Raw genomic sequence first — 18554 nt, 5'->3', positions numbered from 1 at the left:
ATCAGTCCCGGGCCCTCGCGCGTCGTCACGCCCGCAGGTCACGCCGTGGCCGGGGTTCCCAGGAAGGTCTCGATGACATCCGGTCGCGCGAGCATCTCGGCCGGTGAACCGACCCCGACCTGCTTGCCGTAGCTGAGGACCAGGACGCGGGAGCAGTGGCGGGAGACGAAGTCGACGTCGTGGTCGACCAGCACCGTCGCCACCCCGCGCCGGGTCACCATCTCGATCGCCTGCGACACCTCGACCCGCTCGTGGGTGATCGTCCCCGACGTCGGCTCGTCGAGCAGGAGCAGCTTCGGGCGGCCCAGCAGCGCGCGGGCGATGTCGACTCGCTTCTGGACGCCGTACGGCAGATCAGACAGCTCGGTCCGCGCGAGGTGGTCGAGGTTGAGCTCCTCCAGGAGCGTCATCGCCTGTGCCCGCTCGGCCTTCTCGAGACGCTCCATGTACGGCCATACGAAGACCGACAGGAACACGGAGGCCTTCGCCTCGTGCATCCGGCCGAGCATGACGTACTCCAGGACCTTGAACTTGCGGAAGTGCTCCATGTTCTGGAAGGTCCGGCCGAGGCCGCGCGCCGAGATCCGGTGCGGCGCCGTGCTCGTGATCTCGTCGCCATCGAAGGTCACCTGGCCGGCGGTGAGCCGGTACACGCCGCTGACGCAGTTGAGCAGAGCGGTCTTCCCGGCGCCGTTCGGCCCGATGATCCCGAACGTCTCGCCTGGCTGGACGTCGAACGAGACGCGGTCGAGGGCCACAATTCCGCCGAAACGGAGCACCGCCGACTCGACGGACAGCACCGGGTTCTCGGTGCGTGGAGTCGTGGTCATCGGGAGACCTCCGCGGTCATCGTCACGTGGCTTGCCATCTCGTCCGACGTCCCGTCGGCGACGACTTCGCCACCTTCCATGAGGTACACGTGGTCGGCGAGATCGAGCGCGGCCGCCGCATTCTGCTCGACGAGCAGGATCGTCATGCCGTCGTCGCGCAGGCCGCGGATCACCCGGGCGACCTCCTGGATCATGACGGGTGCCAGGCCGAGGGTGAACTCGTCGACCATGAGCAGCCTCGGCTTGAGGACGGACGCGGTCGCGAGCGCGAGGAGCTGGCGCTCACCACCGGAGAGCAGGCCCGCCGGCTGCTGGAGCCGGTCCTTGAGCCGGTGGAAGTACGGCTTGTCGATGACCTCCTCGTAGCCGGAGGCCACCGCGAGCCGGAGGTGCTCGTGGACCGTGAGCGACGGGAAGATCTTGTCGCGCTCGGGCACGAGCACGAGCCCGAGCGCGGCGGTGCGACCGGGCGACAGGGAGCCGATAGCGGCGCCGTCGAAGGTCATCGAGCCGTGGACGCGCACCTGTTCGGTGGGCAGGAAGCCGCTCACGGCGCGCAGGGTGCTCGTCTTGCCGGCGCCGTTGCGGCCGAGGACCGCCACGATCGCGTTCCGCTCGACCCGCAGGGAGATCCGGCTGACGGCCCGCGCTCCGGTCTCGTACATGACGTCGAGGTCGGTGACCTCGAGCAGCGCCGCCCCCTCGCCGGTCGTATGCCGGGTCGGGCGGGCAGACGTGGCGGGCCGCTCGGCCGGCGCGTGCGACGCCGCACTGCGTCGTAGCACGAGCCGCTTGACCCGCGAGGTGATCGACGGGACGAGCCCGTCGGGCATGTAGAGGAGGACGACGAGCACGAGCAGGCCATAGAGCCCGTTGTTCACGTAGAAGACGTTCGAGGTGAGCCAGTCGCCGAAGGCGCCGGACGGGATGATCGACGTCAGGTAGGTCAGCAGGTACGGAAGAGAGACGACGACCACCGAGCCGACGAAGGCGCCGGACATCGTCCCCATCCCGCCGAGGATGAGGATGATGATGAACACGACTGCGAACTCCAGGGTGAAGGAGTCGGCCGACACGATCTGGTTGTAGTAGGCGAAGAGCGAGCCGGACACGGCGATGATCGCCGAGCTCACCACGAAGGCCGAGAGCTTCCAGCGAGCCGCGTTGACGCCGATCGCCGTCGCCGCCAGCTCGCTCTCGCGGATCGCGGTCCACATCCGGCCGGGTGCGTGTCGCGACACGGCGCGCACGACGAGGATCGTCAGGCCGAGGAAGGCCCCGAGGAGCAGGAGGAAGTCGCGTCCCGGGACGAAGGTGTAGCCGCCGATCGTCAGCGGGGGCACCATGACACCCGACAGCTGACCCGTCTCCGACTGGTACCGGTCACCCGCGAACACGACGAAGAACTGGAGGGCGAGCGTCGCCAGCGCGAGGTAGATGCCCTTGAGCCGCAGCGCCGGCAGAGCGATGAGCAGACCGAAGATGCCACCGACCATCGCGCTGAGGATGATCGGGAGGGGAAAGGTCGAGAGCGTCTCGTTCTTCGACAGGATCGCCGTCGTGTAGGCACCGACCGCCATGAGCGCGGCGTTGCCGATGGAGACCAGCCCGGCCTGGCCCATGACGAGGTTGAGGCCGATGGCGCTGATCGCGTAGATGAGGACGGTGCCCGCGATGAGCTGGACGTAGGCGCTGGTGGCGCTGGCGAACAGCACGAGCCCGAGCGCGCCGAGGACCCACGGGAGGAACGGCTCGAGGCGTCGGTATGCCGGGTGGTTCCGTAGCGCGACGAGGGGGCCGTTGCTGCCCGGCGCGGGCGCCGGACGCTCCACGCGGGCAGCCGCGTTCGGGGTGACCACCTCTCGAGCCGAGGTGTCGTCGATCGAGGTCATAGCCGCACCGCCTGTCGGGAGCCGAAGAAGCCGCGGGGGCGGATGAACAGGACGAGGAGCATGATCGCGTAGGCCGTGACCTCCGACCACTCCCCACCGATGAAGTAGGCGGCGCCGCTCTGGCAGAGGGCGAGCACGAAGCCGCCGGCGAGGACGCCGCGCACCGAGTCGATGCCGCCGAGGAGGATCGCCGGGAACGCGAGCAGGCCGAGCGCGTGCATCCCGACCGGGTCGACCGAGAGCCGCATCGCATAGGCGATGCCGGCGACTCCGGCGCAGAAGCTCGCGACGGCCCAGCCGATGGCCGACATCGTGTGGACGTTCACCTTCATGAGCGAGGCGAGGAGCGGCTGGTCGGCGACGGCGCGCATCTGGATGCCGATGCGGGTGCGGCGCAGGGCGATGTCGAGCACGACGACGACGACCACCGACAGGAGGATCGCGAAGGTGTCGACGCTCGAGAACTGCAGCGGGCCGATCGAGAACAGCGTCGAACGCGAGAGCTGCTCCGGGAGGGTCCGGGTGCCCGGTCCCCAGATGATGAGCGAGATCGTCAGCAGCAGGACGCTCAGGCCGAGCGTGGCGATGACGAGAGTGAACTCCTCCGCCCCCACGAGGCGCCGGAAGACCCCGAGGTAGATGATGCCGCCGAGGACGAACATCACCACGAGGGTTCCGATCATCGCGACCGGCCACGCGAGCTCGAAGTTCTGGCTCAGCGTGAAGAAGACGAAGCCGCCGATCAGCATCAGGCTTCCCTGCGCGAAGTTCAGGACGTGCGTCGCCTTGTACAGGATGACGAAGCCGATGCCGACGACGGCATACAGGCTGCCGAGCACCAGTGCCCCGACGAGGGCCTGGGCCAGTTCGTTGCTCATGTTCCTCCGTAGTGTCGTGCCGCCGGGCCCGGAGAGTGTGTACCTCTCCGGGCCCGGCGGGCGCTACCTGCGCTCGCGACCCGGACCCGTCAGCTGCCGGACCCGCCGGGCGTCTTCTCCAGTGCGGCCTTGAGCTTGCTCGTCGCCTCGTCCCAGACGTAGAAGCTCGCGAAGCGTGAGCCCATGTGGTTGTCGGGCTGGTACTGGATGGGGCCGGCCGCGAACCCGCCGGTGTCGAGGTTCTGCTTGTCGAACGCGGCCTGGAGCTGCTGGCCGCTGCACGGGAAGCCACAGGCCTTGAGGGCCTCGCCGATCGAGAGCGCCTGGGCGTAGCCGGTGCTGACGAAGGGCTTGGTCGCGCTGAGGTTCGCCGCCTTGAGGGCGTTGCGGTACTGGTCGAGGCCAGGGCCGTCGCCTTCGCCGGTGACGGAGAAGTTCGACAGGACGTAGAAGTTCGGGTCCTTGAGCGGGACGATGCCGCCCTCGTACGTGCCGCCGTCGTAGTCGATGAAGGGAGCGTCGAGACCCGCAGCCTTGGCGGTCCGCATGTACGAGATGGCCAGGGGGTCATAGAGCGAGCCGACGACGACGTCGGGCTTGGACGCGATGACCTTCGCCGCCTGGGCGCTGACGTCGGTAGCGGTCAACGGCACCTGCTCGCTCGCGACGAGCTCCCAGCCCTTCTGCCTCACAAGGGACTCGAGGCTCTTCTGGAGCCCGATGCTCGAGGCGGAGGCGAAGATGATGACCGCGACGCGGGGCTTCGCCTTCTTCACGAGCTGCCCGGCCAGGGTGATCATCGGGAGCGCCTCTTCGCTCTGCAGCATACGAGCGGTGTAGACGTACGGCTGCACCGGCTTGAGGAGGTCGTCGGAGAGGGCACTGCAGTTGATCGGCACCTTGTTGGTGGCCGCGAGCACGGCTGCCGCTCCGCAGACGTTGCTGAGGAGGTAGCCGCCGACGGCCGAGACCCGCTTGGCGGTCATCAGCTGCGTCGTGTTCGCCGTGCCACGCGTGACGTCCGACGCGTCGTCGAGGTAGGTGACCTCGACCTTGTGGCCGTTGATGCCGCCCTTGCTGTTGACGTAGTCGAAGTAGGCCTTGAAGCCGTCCCGCTGGCCGACGCCGTTGAGCGAGAACTTGCCGGACAGGTCCGAGTTGAACCCGACCTGGTACGGATCCGAGCCGCCGCTGCCGCCGCCGTTGCCGGAGCTGCCACAGGCGGCCAGAGCCACCGCGGTGAAGGCCGCGATGCCCGCCGCGGCGAAACGCTTACCAAACATTATCGACCTCTCGTCTGGTGGGTCTTGGCATCGTTGCCAAGCGCTCCGAGGCCGCCGAGTCTAGTTGGCCGACAGGTAGTATTCAATAGGACTGTTATAACCATGGCTATAAATTTGGAGGGCGGATGCACGTCGGGATCAAGGTGCCGAACTGGGGTCCGCTGGCCGGACCGAGGGCCGTCGCGCGGGTCGCCGAGGCGGCGGACGAGCGTGGCTTCGGGTCGGTCTGGGTGTCCGACCACGTGGCGATCCCGGCGGCCGCCGCGAAGGAGGGGACCGGTCTCGACGCCCGGACGCCGTTCCTCGATGCACTCACCACGCTGGCCTATCTGGCCGGCCGCACCACCCGGGTGCAGCTGGGCACCGGCGTCTATGTGCTGCCCCTTCGCCACCCCATCGTCGTCGCGAAGGAGGCCGGCGGGGTCGACATCCTCAGTGACGGGCGACTCGTCCTGGGCGTGGGGGCCGGGTGGCTGCGCGAGGAGTTCGAGCTGCTCGGAGCCCCGTTCGGCGAGCGTGGGCGGCGCACCGACGAGGCCATCGACACGCTGCGCGACTGCTGGGGCGCGGCACCCTCGGGTCCGGCCGTGCAGATGTGGCCGCGCCCGGCGCGGTCCGTCCCGATCGTCGTCGGCGGCCACTCCCCGGCCGCCCTGACGCGGGCCGTCCGCCGGGGTGACGGCTGGTATGCCAGTGGGCTGTCGGTGAGCGACTTCGGCGCCCTGGCGACGCAGCTCGCGGCGCGCATCGCGGCGGAGCGTCCCGGAGAGCGCCTGCTGGTCGGCACGCGTGCCGCGGACGTCAGCGCACCCGAGGCCCGACGGGTCGTCGACGCCTACGGAGCGGCAGGTGCCCACTTCGTCATCCTCGACACCATCGCGGCGAGCGTCAACGAGGCCGTGGAGTGGGTGCACCGCACGGCCGACACCCTCGGCCTCGAGGGCGCCCCTCAGGTTCCGCTCGTCAGCGCGCGCACCCGGGGGTGACGCCGCCGGCCTCCGGGCCTCCGGGCCTCCGGGCCTCCAGGCCGCTGGCGCCTCCGGGCCTCCAGGCCGCTGAGCGTCGGGGTCTCCGGGCCGCCGAGGACACGCCTGCACACCGTTCGCTTTTATGGCTACTATTACTAGATATTCGACGAGGAGGGCCGCATGGCAGACCTGGGTGGCGTGCTGACCGGCACGACGGTGGTGGACTTCGGCCTGAACATCGCCGGTCCGGCGTGCGCCAGCCTGCTGGCGGACCTCGGGGCCGACGTCGTCAAGGTCGAGGCTCCCGCCGGTGACACCAGCCGCAGTCTCGCACCGCAGACCGGCGGGGTCAGCACGATGTTCGCGACGATGAACCGCAACAAGCGGGGCCTCGGTCTCGACCTGCGCCACCCCGACGCCGCGCCCGTGCTCAGGCGCCTCCTCGAGAACGCCGACGTCGTGGTCCAGAACCTGCGGCCGGGCAAGGCGGGAACGCTCGGCCTGTCCGCCGAGCAGGTCCATGCGGTCAACCCGCGGATCGTCCACGTCAGCATCGAGGCCTTCTACCCCTCCGAGGGATCGCGCCCCGGCTACGACCTCCTCGTCCAGGCGGAGACCGGGATGATGAGCCTCACCGGCGACCCCGACCGCCCGCCGTCGCGGCTCCCGGGCAGCCTCCTCGACCACGTCACCGGCCTGTGGTCTGCCCTCGGTGTCGTCGCCGCCCTTCACGGTCCGCGGGACCGGGTCGCCCTGACCCTCTCGATGAGCGACGTCGCCCTGCATCTGCTCGGCGACCGCGTGGCGGCATACGTCGCGACCGGGACCGTCCCGACCCGGATGGGGTCGGCCACCGGGGTCACCACCCCGCTGCAGGCCTACCCCACCGCCGACTCCGACATCGTCATCGGGGCGGCGAGCGATGCCCTCTTCCACCGCCTTGCAGAGGTGGTCGACCCGGCCTTGGCGGGCGACGAGACCTACGCCACCCAGACTGGCCGCCTCGAGCACCGTGGGGCCCTCGACGAGCGCCTCACGGCCGCTCTCAGGACCGCGACCGCCGACACCTGGCTCGAGCGGCTCGATGAGGCGGGCGTCCCTGCCGCGCGCATCCGCGACCTCGGCGAGGCGACCGCACGACACCGCGAGCACAGCGCGACCGGGCTCGTTCCGGTCGACGGCGTCTCGGGCCTCGAGCTCGTCGCGAACCCGCTCCTCGACAAACCTCAGGTCGGACCGCCGTTCGCCCTCGGCGGCGACTCGGCCGCCGTGCTCGCGAACCTCGGCTTCGGCGATGACGAGGTGGCCGCGCTCCTGGACTCCGGCGCGGTGGTCAGCCGTGGGTGAGGGGCCTCTCGCCGGCGTCCGTGTCCTCGAGCTCGCCGGCCTCGGACCGGTTCCCTTCACCGGGATGGTCCTGGCCGACCTCGGCGCCGAGGTCCTGCGGCTCGAGCGGCCCACGGGCCGCAGCATCCGCCTCGTCGACGACCGCTTCGACATCGTCGGGCGGGGCCGCTCGTCGGCGGCCGTCGACCTGAAGGCAGAGGGCGCGGCCGAGCTCGTCGCATCCCTCGCATCGAAGGCCGACATCTTCGTCGAGGGCTTCCGGCCCGGGGTGTGCGAGCGGCTCGGCATCGGGCCCGACCGCCTGCAGGCCGCCAACCCGGCGCTCGTCTACGCCCGGATCACGGGGTGGGGGCAGGACGGCCCACGAGCCCGGCTCGGAGGCCACGACATCAACTACATCGCCGTCACCGGTGCTCTCGCCGCGATCGGCGAGAAGGGCCGGCGCCCGATGCCGCCGCTCAACCTTGTCGGCGACTTCGGCGGCGGCGGGATGCTTGCCCTCACCGGGATCCTCGCGGCCCTGGTGTCCGCGCGGTCGACCGGCCGCGGCCAGGTGGTCGACGTCGCGATGGTCGACGGGGTCGCGACGCTCCTCGCGACGGCCCACGGCTACCGGAGTGCCGGCGCGACGTCCGACGAGCGCGAGTCGAACTTCATGGACGGAGGGTCGCCGCACTACCGGACCTACGAGTGCGCCGACGGCGGATACGTCGCCGTCGGGGCTGTCGAGCCGGTGTTCTTCGGCAACCTCGTCGAGGCCCTTGGCGTTGACGTCAGCGTCGACGAGCAGCTCGACCGCAGCCGTTGGCCGCACATCACGGCTGAGCTCGAGCGCGCCTTCAAGGAGCGCACCCGAGACGAGTGGGCTGCGGTGTTCACCGACGTCGACGCGTGTGTCTCACCGGTCCTCACCCTCGCCGAGGCAGCCACCGACCCGCAGGTCGCGGCCCGCGACACGCTCGTGCGTCGCGACGGCGTCACCCAGCCCGCGGCCGCGCCGCGGTTCTCGGCCACGCCGGGCTCCGTCGGGCGGCCGCCGCGACGGGCCGGGGCCGACACGCGGGAAGCGCTGTCACAGTGGGGAGTTCCCGCCGACCGCCTCGATGGTCTGCTCGCATCCGGGGCGGTCGTCCAGGCAGAGGCCTGAGCGCCTCAGTGGGCCCAGGACTGGCCCGTCGTGTGGCTGTTGAGCAGGACCACCCCGCCGTCGACGACGATGTTCGAGCCGGTGAGGTAGCCGGTGTCGGGGCCCGCGAGGAACTCGAAGAACGCCGCGACCTCGTCCGGGTCGCAGAGCCGGGCGATCGGCGTCGTGTCGGCGATGTGCTGAATCGCCTCCGGAGGGACGACGGTCCGCAACATCTCCGTGTCGACGCCTGCCGGCGACACGACGTTGGCCGTGATGCCCAGCGGCGCGCACTCGAGCGCGATCGACTTGATGAGGCCGACGAGCCCGTGCTTCGAGGCGACGTATGCCGCGAGGCCCGCTCCGCCCAGCACGGACTCCACCGACCCGCACGCGAGGATGCGGCCCCCTTCACCGCGCTCGACGAGCGCGGGAAGAGCGGCCTTCACCGTGTTCCACACCCCGACGAGGTTGACGCCGAGGATGGCGTCGCGGTCGGCGTCCGACATGTCGAGGAGCGAGCCGGTCCGAGAGATGCCTGCCACGGCGGCCACGACGTCCAGGCCGCCGAACCGCTCGACGGCGGTTGCCACCGCCGCCTCGAGCGAGGGCCGGTCCGCGACGTCGGCGACGACCCGGGCGAGCCGGTCGTCGGGGCCGTCCACGGTGAGAAGCCCTTCGCCGTTGCGGTCGACTGCGACCACGCAGGCACCGGCGGCGAGGTAGCGCTGGGCCACCGCGCGGCCGACACCCGATGCCGCGCCGGTCACGAGAGTGACCCGGCCGTCCAGTCGCGTCATCAGCGCTCCGCCCCGAGCCGCACGGGCAGCCGCTCCGGGCCGCGGAGCATGCTGTTGGCGCCGTACTCGACGCCTGTCGGGTCGACGATCTCGAGGTCGGGGAACCGGGTCGTCAGGGTCCGCAGGACCGTGCCGACCTCCATCCGGGCCAGTGCCGCACCGAGGCAGTGGTGGGGCCCGAACCCGAAGGACAGATGGCTCTTGCCCTGGCGCGTGACGTCGAAGGTCTCCGAGTCCTCGAAGGACGCCTCGTCGCGGTTGGCCGCAGCCACCGCCACCGCCACGGTGTCCATCGCCTTGACCTCGACCCCGCCGATCACGGTGTCCTCGGAGACGAGCTTGTCGACGTACTGCGTGGTCCCGGCACAGCGAAGCAGCTCCTCGGTCGCCGACGGGACGAGGTCGGGCTGCTCCCGCAGCAGCTCCCACTGCTCGCGATGGTCGCGCAGCAGCGTCACCATGCTGTTACCGAGGAGGTTCGTCGTCGTCTCGTGCCCGGCGAAGACGAACTGGGTGATGACCGCGACGAGCTCGTCCTCGGTGAACCGGTCGTCGTCGCCGTCGTCCCCCTCGGCATTGAGCAGCGCCGCGAGCAGCTCCGTCGTCTCGCCGCCGCGCTTGGCGTTGAAGACGTTCGTCAGGTACTCGCGCATCTCGAACACGCTCGTGTACGTGGTCCGCAGCGTGTCGACGTCGGACCAGTCGGCCCCGACGAAACGTCCCAGGTCGCTCGCCCAGGCCCGCAGCGAGCCGCGGTCCTCCTTGGGGATGTCGAACATCTCGCAGATGACGATGAGGGGCAGGTGGTACGCGAAGTCCTCGACGAACTCGACGGTCCCCCTGCCGCGCAGCGGCTCGATGAGGTCGTCGGTGATCTGCTGGATCCGCTCCTGCATCTGCGCGACGACGCGGTGGGTGAAGGCGCGCTGGGCCAGGCGGCGCAGGCGCTTGTGCTTGTCGCCGTCGACCCCGCTGACCCGCTTCTCGTAGAACCCGAACAGGGCGACGAGCTTGTCGACGTCCTCGTCTCCGAGCCCGTCGATGACCGCGCGATACCGCGACCCACGCACCGACAGACCCTGAAGGGTCGTCGGGGCCGCGAGGATCTCGCGGCTGACGTCGTAGTGGCTGACGAGGACGCGGTCCTTGAACCGGTATGCCGGGCCGGCCTCACGCAGCCGGCGGTACATCCCGAACGGGTCGGCCATGAGGACCGGGTCGGGCCCGAAGAACCGGGTCAGGTCCTCATCGAGCGTCGTCACGGCGTCGCGCGCGGGTCGTCGATCTCGACGAGCAGCGCGGGGTTGCCCGAGACGCGGCGCATCGTGTCACCGATGACGCTCGTGAGGTGAGCGACGGGCATCACGCAGTCGGCGCACGAGGCGTCCTCGAGGTCGAGGCGGAAGGACACCCGGTCCGCGGTCTGCTCGAGGACCTCGAGCTTCGTGCCGTCGGCCGAGACGAGCTGCTGGGCGGTCTCGATGGCGGCGTCGATGGCGGTGGTCATGACCACTCCTTGGGGTCGAGCGAGCGGGTGACAGGCAGCATGTTCGACATGCCGGGGAGCATCGTGCCGTGGAGGGATCCCTTGCCGCCGTTGACGATGACGGAGACATCGGCCGGGGTGTCCATGAGGTAGACCTTGCCGTCGTCGCGGATGTCTCCCGCCTCCTCGAGGGGGCCGTGCAGCGAAGCAGGGAAGTTCTCGATCGGCACGGCGGCCGTCTCGTAGAGGAACGTCTGGACGTCCTCGATCCTCGGAAACTCCTTGGCGACGATCTTGGCCCACACCGGGTTGAGGGCGACGACCTGATGGGCGAACTGGGCCGAGTGGTCCATGTTGTTGTTGCCCATGAACGACAGGGAGCGCCCGACGACCTCGAGGATCTCCGAGCCACTGCTGCCGTAGCTGTTGAGGATGTTCGCCGAGCCCAGGACCCCGAAGACCGTGACCGAGCTGCCGTCGAACCCGCGCCGCTCGCCGAGGGGTGCCCACGGCGACTCCTCGACCCATTCCGAGGTGACGATCCCCGTCACGCGGGCGGGTTGGCCGAAGACCGACTCCGACGTCACGCCGACGACCTGGCCGGCGACGTTGCGCATGAGGAGGCGTAGCGCCCGTCCGATGGCGGGCGCCGGGCCGGCCGCACCACCGAGGGCGCCATGCTTGTAGGGGAGCCCGAGCTCGTCCCGGACCGGTCCGCTGACGACGAGGGCGGGCACGACCGAGGCCGTCGTGGCGTTGAGGCCGGCGAGGTCGAAGGCCGGGTCGGCGAGCGCGTTCACCGCGGCGGCGAGCAGCGGCATCGAGCTCGCCGGCGCCCCTGCCATGACCGCGTTCACGGCGAGGTGCTCGATGGTGCAGTCGATCCCCGTCGGGTAGAGGGTGCCGAACGTGGAGTCGGCAGCGAGACCGCTGGCCTCGACGTGGGCGGCGACCCGCTCTTCCGTCGGCGGAACGACCGGGAGCCCGTCGGACCAGCCGCGAGCGAGAGCCTCGGCAGAGAAGTCGGCGATGTCGTCGGGGACCTCGACTCGCTCGCTGGTCAGGACGACGGTCATCGCGACGCTCCCATCACGCTCAGCAGGTTGTCGTAGTTGTCGCGGGCCATCTGGCGCACCTCGTCCTCGGGGAGACCCTCGATCGGGTAGGGCATGAGCTTGATGCGGATCTGCTCGTGGCCGCGCTGCCCGGCGAGAGTCCTCCCGAGCGGCTCGAAGTGCTCCGTCGTCACGGCGACGGTCGGCAGACCGCTGTCCAGGGCGCCGACAGCGTCGTGGATCGCCCAGAGCGTGCACGAGCCGCAGTTGCCGAGGCCGCTGATCGCGACGTCGATCGACGAGAGGAACTTCGCGTACTCCTCGCCGCCCTCGGTCATCTCCTGGTCGCCCTTGCCGACGGGGGCGCGCCAGACGAGCGTCTCGGCTCCGTCCGCCTCGAGGAGCTTGGCCCACTCGTCGGTGATCCAGTCCCAGGAGAGCCAGAACCGGTCGCGCCGGAGGCCGACGGTCTTGCCCCTGATGGCGCCGACCGGCGGGCACTGGGGGTGCCCGACCGCTGTGCGGCCGGGCTGGGGGGACAGTACAAGCGTCATTGCTCCTCCAGGCGTCTCGATACTATAACTGTAGTGTTTCTCTGATCATTGATCCAGAGGGTCTGGCGATCTATTCGCAGAAACCTCGGCCGGCCGGTCACGAGACGGCCTCTGCGGGTGTGGCGACCCCTCGTCGCACCTCGCAGGCGTCGAGGATGCGCTGCCTGACGCCGAGCCCTCCGCTCGGCAGGTTCCACGTCAGTCCGGCGACGACTCCGTCGTCACCGGCATGGAGGACGGCGGCGAAGCGACGGTCGGCGACCGAGCCGGCGACGACCTCGAGGTCGGTCGCGAGGGCGAAGTGGCCGTAGGCGTTGATCCGCACGTCGTGCTGCTCGGACCAGAAGTACGGAAGGGCGGCATAGGCCTCGGTGCCCCCCAGGAGGGTGGCGGCCGCGGCGACACCCTGCTCCTGGGCGCTCGACCGGTGCTCGACCCGCATCCGATGCCCGAAGGTCGGGTTGAACCAGCTCGCGACATCGCCTGCGGCCACGACCCCTGGGGCTGCGGTGAGGCGCTCGTCGCACACGAGCCCGTCGTCGAGGGCCATCCCGCTGCCTGCGAGCCAGTCGACGTCAGGCTCGCCGCCGATCGCGGCGACGACGAGGTCGGCCTCGACGCTGGTGCCGTCGGCAAGGACGACACACTCGGCGCGCGCCTCGCCCCCCACTGCCACGACGCCCCTGCCGAGGAGGAGTCGGACCCCTCGGTCGTGATGGACCCGGGCGAGCTCGCTCCCGACGACCGGACCGAGGTGCCGCTCCATCGGTGTCGACAACGGGTCGACGAGGGTCGTCGAGAGGCCTGCGGCGCAGGCCGCGGCCGCGACCTCGCACCCGAGGAAGCCGGCCCCGATGACGACGACCGACGTGGCGGCGGCGAATGCCTCGCGGAGGGCTACCGCGTCCTCCCACGTGCGCAGGAGATGGGTGTTCGCGAAGTCATCGCCGAAGGGGAGGCGACGGGGTCGACTGCCTGACGCGACGACGAGTCCGTCGAAGGGCAGCGTGCGGTCGCGGCTCGTGTGCACGACGCGGTTGTCGAGGTCGAGCCGCACGGCCGACTCGCCGAGGTACCAGTGGGCGTCGTCCGCGGTCAGGGCAGGCGAGGAACGCAGGAGGATGCGGTCGAGCCCCCATCCCCCGGAGAGCACCTGCTTGGACAGGGGTGGACGGTCGTAGGGCCGGTGCTCCTCAGCTCCGACGACCGAGATCGTCCCGCCCCATCCGCGCCGACGAAGGGTGTCGGCGGCGGTGAGGCCGGCGACTCCGGCGCCTACCACGACAACGCGGCGAAGCTGCTCAGGCACCGGCGGTGACCAGGATCGCCTGCGCCGGGCACGAGAAGGCGACGTCGTCGACGTCTGCGGCGTCGTGTCCGGCGCCGGCGGGGTCGATGAGCTCGACGAGCCCCTCGGCGTCATCAGAGGTGAAGACGTCCGGCATCCGCATGACGCACTGGCCCGAACCCACGCAGCGCTCCCGGTCGACGGCGATGTCCACAGTTGCTCCTCGAGTAGTTCCTGCGAAGTATCCGCAGAGATTACTCCGCTCGCACTCTCATCGCCACTACGTCTATAGTTTCGGCCGTGAGCTCCGTTCGTGAACGCGTCCTCGACGCAGCGATCACCCTCCTCGGGACCGAGGGCCTGCGCGCCCTCACCCACACGCGGATCGACGCCAAGGCGGGAGTCCCCAAGGGGTCGACGTCGAACTACTTCCGCACCCGCGCGGCCGTTCTCGAGGGCGTCGTCGACTGGATGTATGCCGTCGAGCGCCCGTCGGTGACAGCGGCATACTCCTTCGACACCCAGGACGAGTTCGCGCACGCGCTCGCCGACCTGTTCGAGCAGATGACCGGACCGGGGCGCGTCATGACGACCGCGCGTCTCGTCCTGCTCATGGAGGCCAGCCACGACCCGGTCGTCCGCGACGCCATGGCCCGCGGCCGCACCGGGATGGAGGAGATGATCATCCCCGCGGTCAAGCGGCTCGGCGCAGCCGAGCCCGAGGTCGCCGCGCACGCGCTGTCGGCGACGTTCGAGGGGCTGTTCCTGCAGAAGCTCGCCCGGCACGTCGACGTCGAGGCCGGACCCATCCTCGCGAAGGTCGTGGACGCGTTCGTGGGCCAGGGCAGCACCCGCTCCGCGGCCGTCCGGAGGTCAGGTCGGTGACCTACGTCCTCGTCCACGGCGGTGGTTTCGGCTCTGCGACGTGGGACCGGCTCGTCCCCTTCCTGCAGGGTCCCGCGCTGGCTGTCGACCTGCCGGGTCGGGGGGTGCGCGCCCACATCGACCTGCGGACGGTGACTGCACAGGACTGCGCCGAGGCCGTGGTGGCCGACCTGGTTGACGGCGGCATCGACGATGCCGTCCTCGTCGGCCACTCGCTCGCCGGCGTGACCATCCCCCGGGTGCTGGCCCTCGCTCCCGAGCGCGTGCGCGTCGCCGTCCTCGTCTCGGCGATCGTGCCGGGCCACGGTGACCCGGTCATGACGACGATGGACCCTGCCACACGTGCGGCGGTGGAGCCGACGCTCGCGTCGGGGATCTACAGCCCCGGGGCGGGAGCAGGTCTGGAGATGCTCTGCAACGACCTCGACGCCGAGCAGGTCGAGTTCGTCGTGAACAGCCGGACGGACGACTCCCTTCGACTCCTCGAGGAGCCGGCCGACCTCAGTGGCCTGCGGGCTCCGGTGCCGCGTTGGTATGTCCACCTGACCCTCGACCGGCGCGTCCCTCCCGCACTCCAGGACGCCTGCAACGCCCGGTGGGGCGGACGGCGCGTCACCCTCGACACGGGTCACATGGCCATGGTCGCCGACCCCCGAGGGCTCGCAGACATCCTCCGCGCCATCGATGCGAGCCCCACGGGCGACGCGGTGAGGCACCGCGCAGACTAGGCGGCCGGGCCGGGCCGAGGCGGTGGGACCGCGAACGTCACGACCCCCCGTTGATCCTCGGTGCCGGTCACGACACCACGAGCCTCGAGGACCTCGAGGTGCGCGTAGGTCTCCCTGGTGGCAAGGGTCCGGTTGAAGAGGTCGAGCTCGGCGAACGACCTGTTCCGCCTCGTCCACGGCAGGGCACCGGCGACCTCGAACGCGGTGCGAAGGCCTCCCTTCACCGCCTCCGCCGCCAGCTGCAGCCGCGCCTCGTGGTGCGCGAGGAGCTCATCGACCCGCACGTGGGAGGACTCGGCAACCGGTCCGTGCGCCGGCAGGAGCCGCAGGTCGGGCAGCGACCGTACCTTCGCCAGCGAGGCCAGGAAGTCACCGAGCGGGTCCCTGGCCGGCGGGGTGACGTATCCGATCGAGGGCGTGATCGTCGACAGGACATGGTCGCCCGCGAAGAGCAGCAGCTCAGCGCGGTCTGCGAACACGAAGTGCCCCGGGGTGTGGCCGGGTGTGTGCACCGCATCGAGGATGCGCTCGCCGAGGTCGATCCGCGAGTCGCCCTCGAGCCACCGATCCGGGTACCTCCACCGCGTCGGGTCGATCGGCTCCAGCTCGCGCTGGTCCCACTGCCGCACGAGCTCGAGGGCTCCTGCCGACAGCAGCGCTCGACGCGACCAGGCGCGAGTGGACTCTGCGCCCTCCTGGAGGACGTCGAGCGTGGGGCGCTCGGCGACTCCCAGCGCCACCTCGATGCCCAGCTCGGACCCGAGGACCGCCGCCATCGAATAGTGGTCGCGGTGCACATGCGTGACGAGGAACCGGCGGATGTCACCGGTGCCTGCGCCGAGCGCTCCCAGACTGCGCTCGAGGACGTCCCGAGCAGCCGGCAGTGCCCACCCGCCGTCGACGAGCGTGAGCCCGTCGGCCCCCTCGATGACGTAGACGTTGACGGCCTGGAGCGCGTCGCTGGGCAGGGGCAGAGGGATCCGGTGGACGCCGTCCGCAACCGGCCACGCGCCCTCGACCGTCCAGCCGAGCCCGGAGTCCGGCGAGACGCGAGCGGCCGTCGCGGGTGAAGCGGTCTCCATCGCTTGATCGTAGCCTCTTCGGCGATTAGTTATCATCAATCGCCCTTTGGCGAGACGGCCCTTCTGGCGCCGGGTGAAAAATGTGAGCACTGCTCTTGGTTTTTCTCGTCGGATGCGTCATGCTTCAGGCATTGAGAGAGCAGTGCTCACATTTTAGGAGAGATTCCATGCGACCCTCATCGCACCGGTTCACCGCAGGCGCCTGGTTCATCGCCGCGGGAGCGGCCCTCGCGGCATACCCGATCCTGCGCCCCTACGCAGGGGGTGGCGCTCCCGACGGCTCGGCCCAGCTGGCCTCTGGCGCTTGGCCTCTCGCGCACGTGCTGGGGATGTTCGGCTTCGTCGCGGTGGCCTTCGGGCTCCGCGCGCTCGACAGCATCCGACCCGCCGCGTGGTCTGGCAGCGCCGCAAGGCGTGCGGAGACGTTCGCCTGGGCGTCCGTGGCCCTGCTGCTCCCCTACTACGGCGCTGAGGCCTTCGGCCTGCACGCGGTCGGACAGTATGCCGCCCAGCACCGTGACCTGGCTGTGCTCGCGGTCGTCGACTCGTTCCGGTATGCCGCCCTGCCGATGACGCTCTTCGGGATCGGCCTGGTGCTGCTGGCCGTGACCGGAGTGCTCGTCGCTCGGGGCGCACGAAGCGGCGGGGGGCTATCGCGAGTGGGCGGCCTGGTCGTCGCTGTCGGCGCGGTCACCTACCTGCCTCAGTTCTTCGGGCCTGCGCCGGTGAGGATGCTCCACGGGCTCGTGCTCGGCGCGGGTCTCGCCCTGCTCGGGGTCGCCGTCGCCCGGAGCCGCGATCTGGCCGACCCGTCGAGCGACGGCGGCACCCATCAGGCGCACGAGACCGCCCCCTCCGCGACCTAGCCGGTCCCTCGTCCCCGGTTCGAGGTATTCGGGTGGAGGTATGAGGTCGGTGCATTGGGCGACCGATCACCTCGACCCGAATACCTCGAACCGCGGGCACGCCCGCCGAGGAGGTATGCCGTCCGGCTCAGCCAGGCGGCATACCCCTCGGCGACGGCACGTGTTCTACGACCGCGCGGCTTCGACGGTCTCGGCCCCGACGGTGTGCGCCTCGTCCGCGCGGACGCGGGCGGAGAGGACGAGGAAGAAGAGCACGAACGCGACCGTGAGCAGGATGTGGCCCAGGCCGGAGATCCCGGCGAGCGCCGGGCTCGTGGCCGCGGCCGAGCCGGTCACCTGCAGGATCCCCTTGACCGTGAGCCCGGCGACCGTCAGCGCCAGGCCGACGTTCCAGGTCCACATGAACCACCCGTATCGACGGTCCTCCGACAGCCGGAAGCTGCGCTGCAGGGCCAGGACCAGGAGCAGCACGACGGTGCCGAGGACCAGGGCGTGCGTGTGCACGACCGAGAGCTGGGTCCAGCCGGTGAAGCCCTCGGACTTGGTCAGCTCGCGGTAGCCAAGCCCGCCGGCGAGACCAACGGCGGTCCAGGCCGCCGCGGCGCGGACGAGGACGGTTTCAGGGCGCTTCATCGACATAGACCTCTCACTAGTTTCGCGACACCATGTCGCCATACTCCGAGCGTATGGTTGGCGACACAGTGTCGTCAACTTCGGGACGCTATGTCGCCAAGAGGAGGAGCGATGCCGAGGATCGCCGCGGCGACGGTCGCCGAGCACCGGGCCCAGGTCCAGACCCGCCTGGTCGATGCTGCCGAGGACATCCTCCGAGCGGGCGACGGCGCTGCGCTCACGGCCGGAGCGGTCAGCTCGGCCGCGGGCATCGCGCGCAACAGCATCTACCGCTACGTCGACTCCGTCGAGGACCTGCGGTTCCTCGTCGTCGCGCGCTACCTCCCGAGCTGGCTCGCGGCCGTCGACGAGGCCGTGGCCGGTGCCGAGGACCCTCGCTCGCGTCTGACCGCCTGGGTCACAGCGAATCTCGAACAGGCGGCCGCCACGGGGCACGGGTGGCTCATGGAGGCGATGCGCGCCGCCCCTGTGGTCGCGCCGCCTGCGCCCGCCGCGGGCACGGACGCCCCGGGCGCCGAGGCGGTCGAAACGGCGCATGCCGCGCTGAATGACGTGGTCCAGGCGACCTGGCTCGAGCTGCTCGGCGGTGACCAGGGGCGCAGTGCGGTCGCCGGCGCGATGACGATGGCCATCGTGGAGACGGGCTTCCGGCAGCTCGACGCCGGCCAGCCGGCGGGCCTTGTCACGGACATGAGCACCCGGGCCGTCGCCGGTCTCGTCGCCGCCTTCACGGCATGACTCCGCAACCCGGCGCATCGAGCTCTGTCGAGTGAGCGCGCCGCCCCAGCGCGTGTTCGTCTGCCGTTCGTCGGTCGATAAGGCTCCGCCTCAGAGGTGATCGCGCGGGGTCGGC

General features: G+C 70.5%; 20 protein-coding genes. 7 read left to right on the top strand and 13 right to left on the bottom strand.

Translation table 11 applies throughout. The annotated features are described in order from the left end of the window. Positions 1–38 precede the first annotated feature (38 nt). The 4 genes from ACYVLP_RS25070 to ACYVLP_RS25055 form a co-directional block, all read right to left on the bottom strand. Positions 39–830, bottom strand: a complete 792-nt coding sequence (locus ACYVLP_RS25070) for an ABC transporter ATP-binding protein (RefSeq protein WP_460630007.1) — start codon at positions 828–830, stop codon at positions 39–41. After that, the gene (locus ACYVLP_RS25065) at positions 827–2722 is read right to left on the bottom strand and encodes an ABC transporter permease subunit (RefSeq protein ID WP_460630006.1); all 1896 of its coding nucleotides are present in this window, start codon (positions 2720–2722) and stop codon (positions 827–829) included. Before ACYVLP_RS25065 ends, ACYVLP_RS25070 begins: the two co-directional genes overlap by 4 nt. Continuing rightward, complete coding sequence (locus ACYVLP_RS25060) at positions 2719–3600, bottom strand: branched-chain amino acid ABC transporter permease (protein WP_460630005.1); 882 nt, start codon at positions 3598–3600, stop codon at positions 2719–2721. The genes ACYVLP_RS25065 and ACYVLP_RS25060 overlap by 4 nt, the downstream gene beginning before the upstream one ends. An 89-nt stretch (positions 3601–3689) precedes the next feature. Further along, a complete protein-coding gene (locus ACYVLP_RS25055) occupies positions 3690–4883 on the bottom strand; it encodes an ABC transporter substrate-binding protein (protein WP_460630004.1) in 1194 nt (397 codons plus the stop codon). A 125-nt stretch (positions 4884–5008) separates the two neighbouring features. On the opposite strand from ACYVLP_RS25055, the gene ACYVLP_RS25050 reads away from it, so the two are divergent. From ACYVLP_RS25050 to ACYVLP_RS25040, 3 genes are all read left to right on the top strand, one after another. After that, entirely contained in the window at positions 5009–5869 is an 861-nt protein-coding gene (locus tag ACYVLP_RS25050; RefSeq protein ID WP_460630003.1) for a TIGR03619 family F420-dependent LLM class oxidoreductase, read from the top strand. 162 nt (positions 5870–6031) lie between these two features. Next, the gene (locus tag ACYVLP_RS25045) at positions 6032–7198 is read left to right on the top strand and encodes a CaiB/BaiF CoA transferase family protein (protein ID WP_460630002.1); all 1167 of its coding nucleotides are present in this window, start codon (positions 6032–6034) and stop codon (positions 7196–7198) included. Next, positions 7191–8345, top strand: coding sequence for a CaiB/BaiF CoA transferase family protein (locus ACYVLP_RS25040; RefSeq protein WP_460630001.1), 1155 nt, complete (start codon positions 7191–7193; stop codon positions 8343–8345). Before ACYVLP_RS25045 ends, ACYVLP_RS25040 begins: the two co-directional genes overlap by 8 nt. 5 nt (positions 8346–8350) lie before the next feature. On the opposite strand, the gene ACYVLP_RS25035 is transcribed toward ACYVLP_RS25040, so the two are convergent. The 7 genes from ACYVLP_RS25035 to ACYVLP_RS25005 form a co-directional block, all read right to left on the bottom strand. Continuing rightward, positions 8351–9124, bottom strand: coding sequence for an SDR family NAD(P)-dependent oxidoreductase (locus tag ACYVLP_RS25035; RefSeq protein ID WP_460630000.1), 774 nt, complete (start codon positions 9122–9124; stop codon positions 8351–8353). Then, positions 9124–10386, bottom strand: coding sequence for a cytochrome P450 (locus ACYVLP_RS25030; RefSeq protein ID WP_460629999.1), 1263 nt, complete (start codon positions 10384–10386; stop codon positions 9124–9126). The genes ACYVLP_RS25035 and ACYVLP_RS25030 overlap by 1 nt, the downstream gene beginning before the upstream one ends. Further along, positions 10383–10631 carry a hypothetical protein gene (locus tag ACYVLP_RS25025; protein ID WP_460629998.1) on the bottom strand — a complete coding sequence of 83 codons (249 nt, stop codon included), beginning with the start codon at positions 10629–10631 and terminating at the stop codon, positions 10383–10385. Before ACYVLP_RS25025 ends, ACYVLP_RS25030 begins: the two co-directional genes overlap by 4 nt. Continuing rightward, a complete protein-coding gene (locus ACYVLP_RS25020; RefSeq protein WP_460629997.1) occupies positions 10628–11686 on the bottom strand; it encodes a hypothetical protein in 1059 nt (352 codons plus the stop codon). The genes ACYVLP_RS25025 and ACYVLP_RS25020 overlap by 4 nt, the downstream gene beginning before the upstream one ends. After that, positions 11683–12219 (bottom strand): UGSC family (seleno)protein, encoded by a 537-nt coding sequence (locus ACYVLP_RS25015; protein ID WP_460629996.1) that lies wholly within the window; start codon positions 12217–12219, stop codon positions 11683–11685. Before ACYVLP_RS25015 ends, ACYVLP_RS25020 begins: the two co-directional genes overlap by 4 nt. 97 nt (positions 12220–12316) lie before the next feature. After that, the gene (locus ACYVLP_RS25010; protein WP_460629995.1) at positions 12317–13528 is read right to left on the bottom strand and encodes an NAD(P)/FAD-dependent oxidoreductase; all 1212 of its coding nucleotides are present in this window, start codon (positions 13526–13528) and stop codon (positions 12317–12319) included. Further along, positions 13521–13721 (bottom strand): ferredoxin, encoded by a 201-nt coding sequence (locus ACYVLP_RS25005; RefSeq protein ID WP_460629994.1) that lies wholly within the window; start codon positions 13719–13721, stop codon positions 13521–13523. The genes ACYVLP_RS25010 and ACYVLP_RS25005 overlap by 8 nt, the downstream gene beginning before the upstream one ends. Positions 13722–13807: 86 nt before the next feature. Between ACYVLP_RS25005 and ACYVLP_RS25000 the strand changes: the two genes are divergently transcribed. Both ACYVLP_RS25000 and ACYVLP_RS24995 read left to right on the top strand, forming a co-directional pair. Beyond that, on the top strand, positions 13808–14392 hold the full coding sequence (locus ACYVLP_RS25000; RefSeq protein WP_460629993.1) for a TetR/AcrR family transcriptional regulator: 585 nt from the start codon (positions 13808–13810) through the stop codon (positions 14390–14392). After that, positions 14389–15120 (top strand): alpha/beta fold hydrolase, encoded by a 732-nt coding sequence (locus tag ACYVLP_RS24995; RefSeq protein ID WP_460629992.1) that lies wholly within the window; start codon positions 14389–14391, stop codon positions 15118–15120. Before ACYVLP_RS25000 ends, ACYVLP_RS24995 begins: the two co-directional genes overlap by 4 nt. On the opposite strand, the gene ACYVLP_RS24990 is transcribed toward ACYVLP_RS24995, so the two are convergent. Beyond that, on the bottom strand, positions 15117–16202 hold the full coding sequence (locus tag ACYVLP_RS24990; RefSeq protein ID WP_460629991.1) for an MBL fold metallo-hydrolase: 1086 nt from the start codon (positions 16200–16202) through the stop codon (positions 15117–15119). The genes ACYVLP_RS24995 and ACYVLP_RS24990 overlap by 4 nt on opposite strands. A 167-nt stretch (positions 16203–16369) precedes the next feature. Between ACYVLP_RS24990 and ACYVLP_RS24985 the strand changes: the two genes are divergently transcribed. Further along, positions 16370–17068, top strand: coding sequence for a hypothetical protein (locus ACYVLP_RS24985; protein WP_460629990.1), 699 nt, complete (start codon positions 16370–16372; stop codon positions 17066–17068). Between the two features lie 165 nt (positions 17069–17233). On the opposite strand, the gene ACYVLP_RS24980 is transcribed toward ACYVLP_RS24985, so the two are convergent. Further along, on the bottom strand, positions 17234–17701 hold the full coding sequence (locus ACYVLP_RS24980; RefSeq protein ID WP_460629989.1) for a DUF2871 domain-containing protein: 468 nt from the start codon (positions 17699–17701) through the stop codon (positions 17234–17236). A gap of 111 nt (positions 17702–17812) precedes the next feature. Between ACYVLP_RS24980 and ACYVLP_RS24975 the strand changes: the two genes are divergently transcribed. Then, positions 17813–18439, top strand: coding sequence for a TetR/AcrR family transcriptional regulator (locus ACYVLP_RS24975; protein ID WP_460629988.1), 627 nt, complete (start codon positions 17813–17815; stop codon positions 18437–18439). Positions 18440–18554 lie beyond the last annotated feature (115 nt).

The sequence above is a fragment of the Intrasporangium mesophilum genome, assembly GCF_054783095.1.
This window is presented reverse-complemented; position numbering and strand designations above follow the sequence as displayed.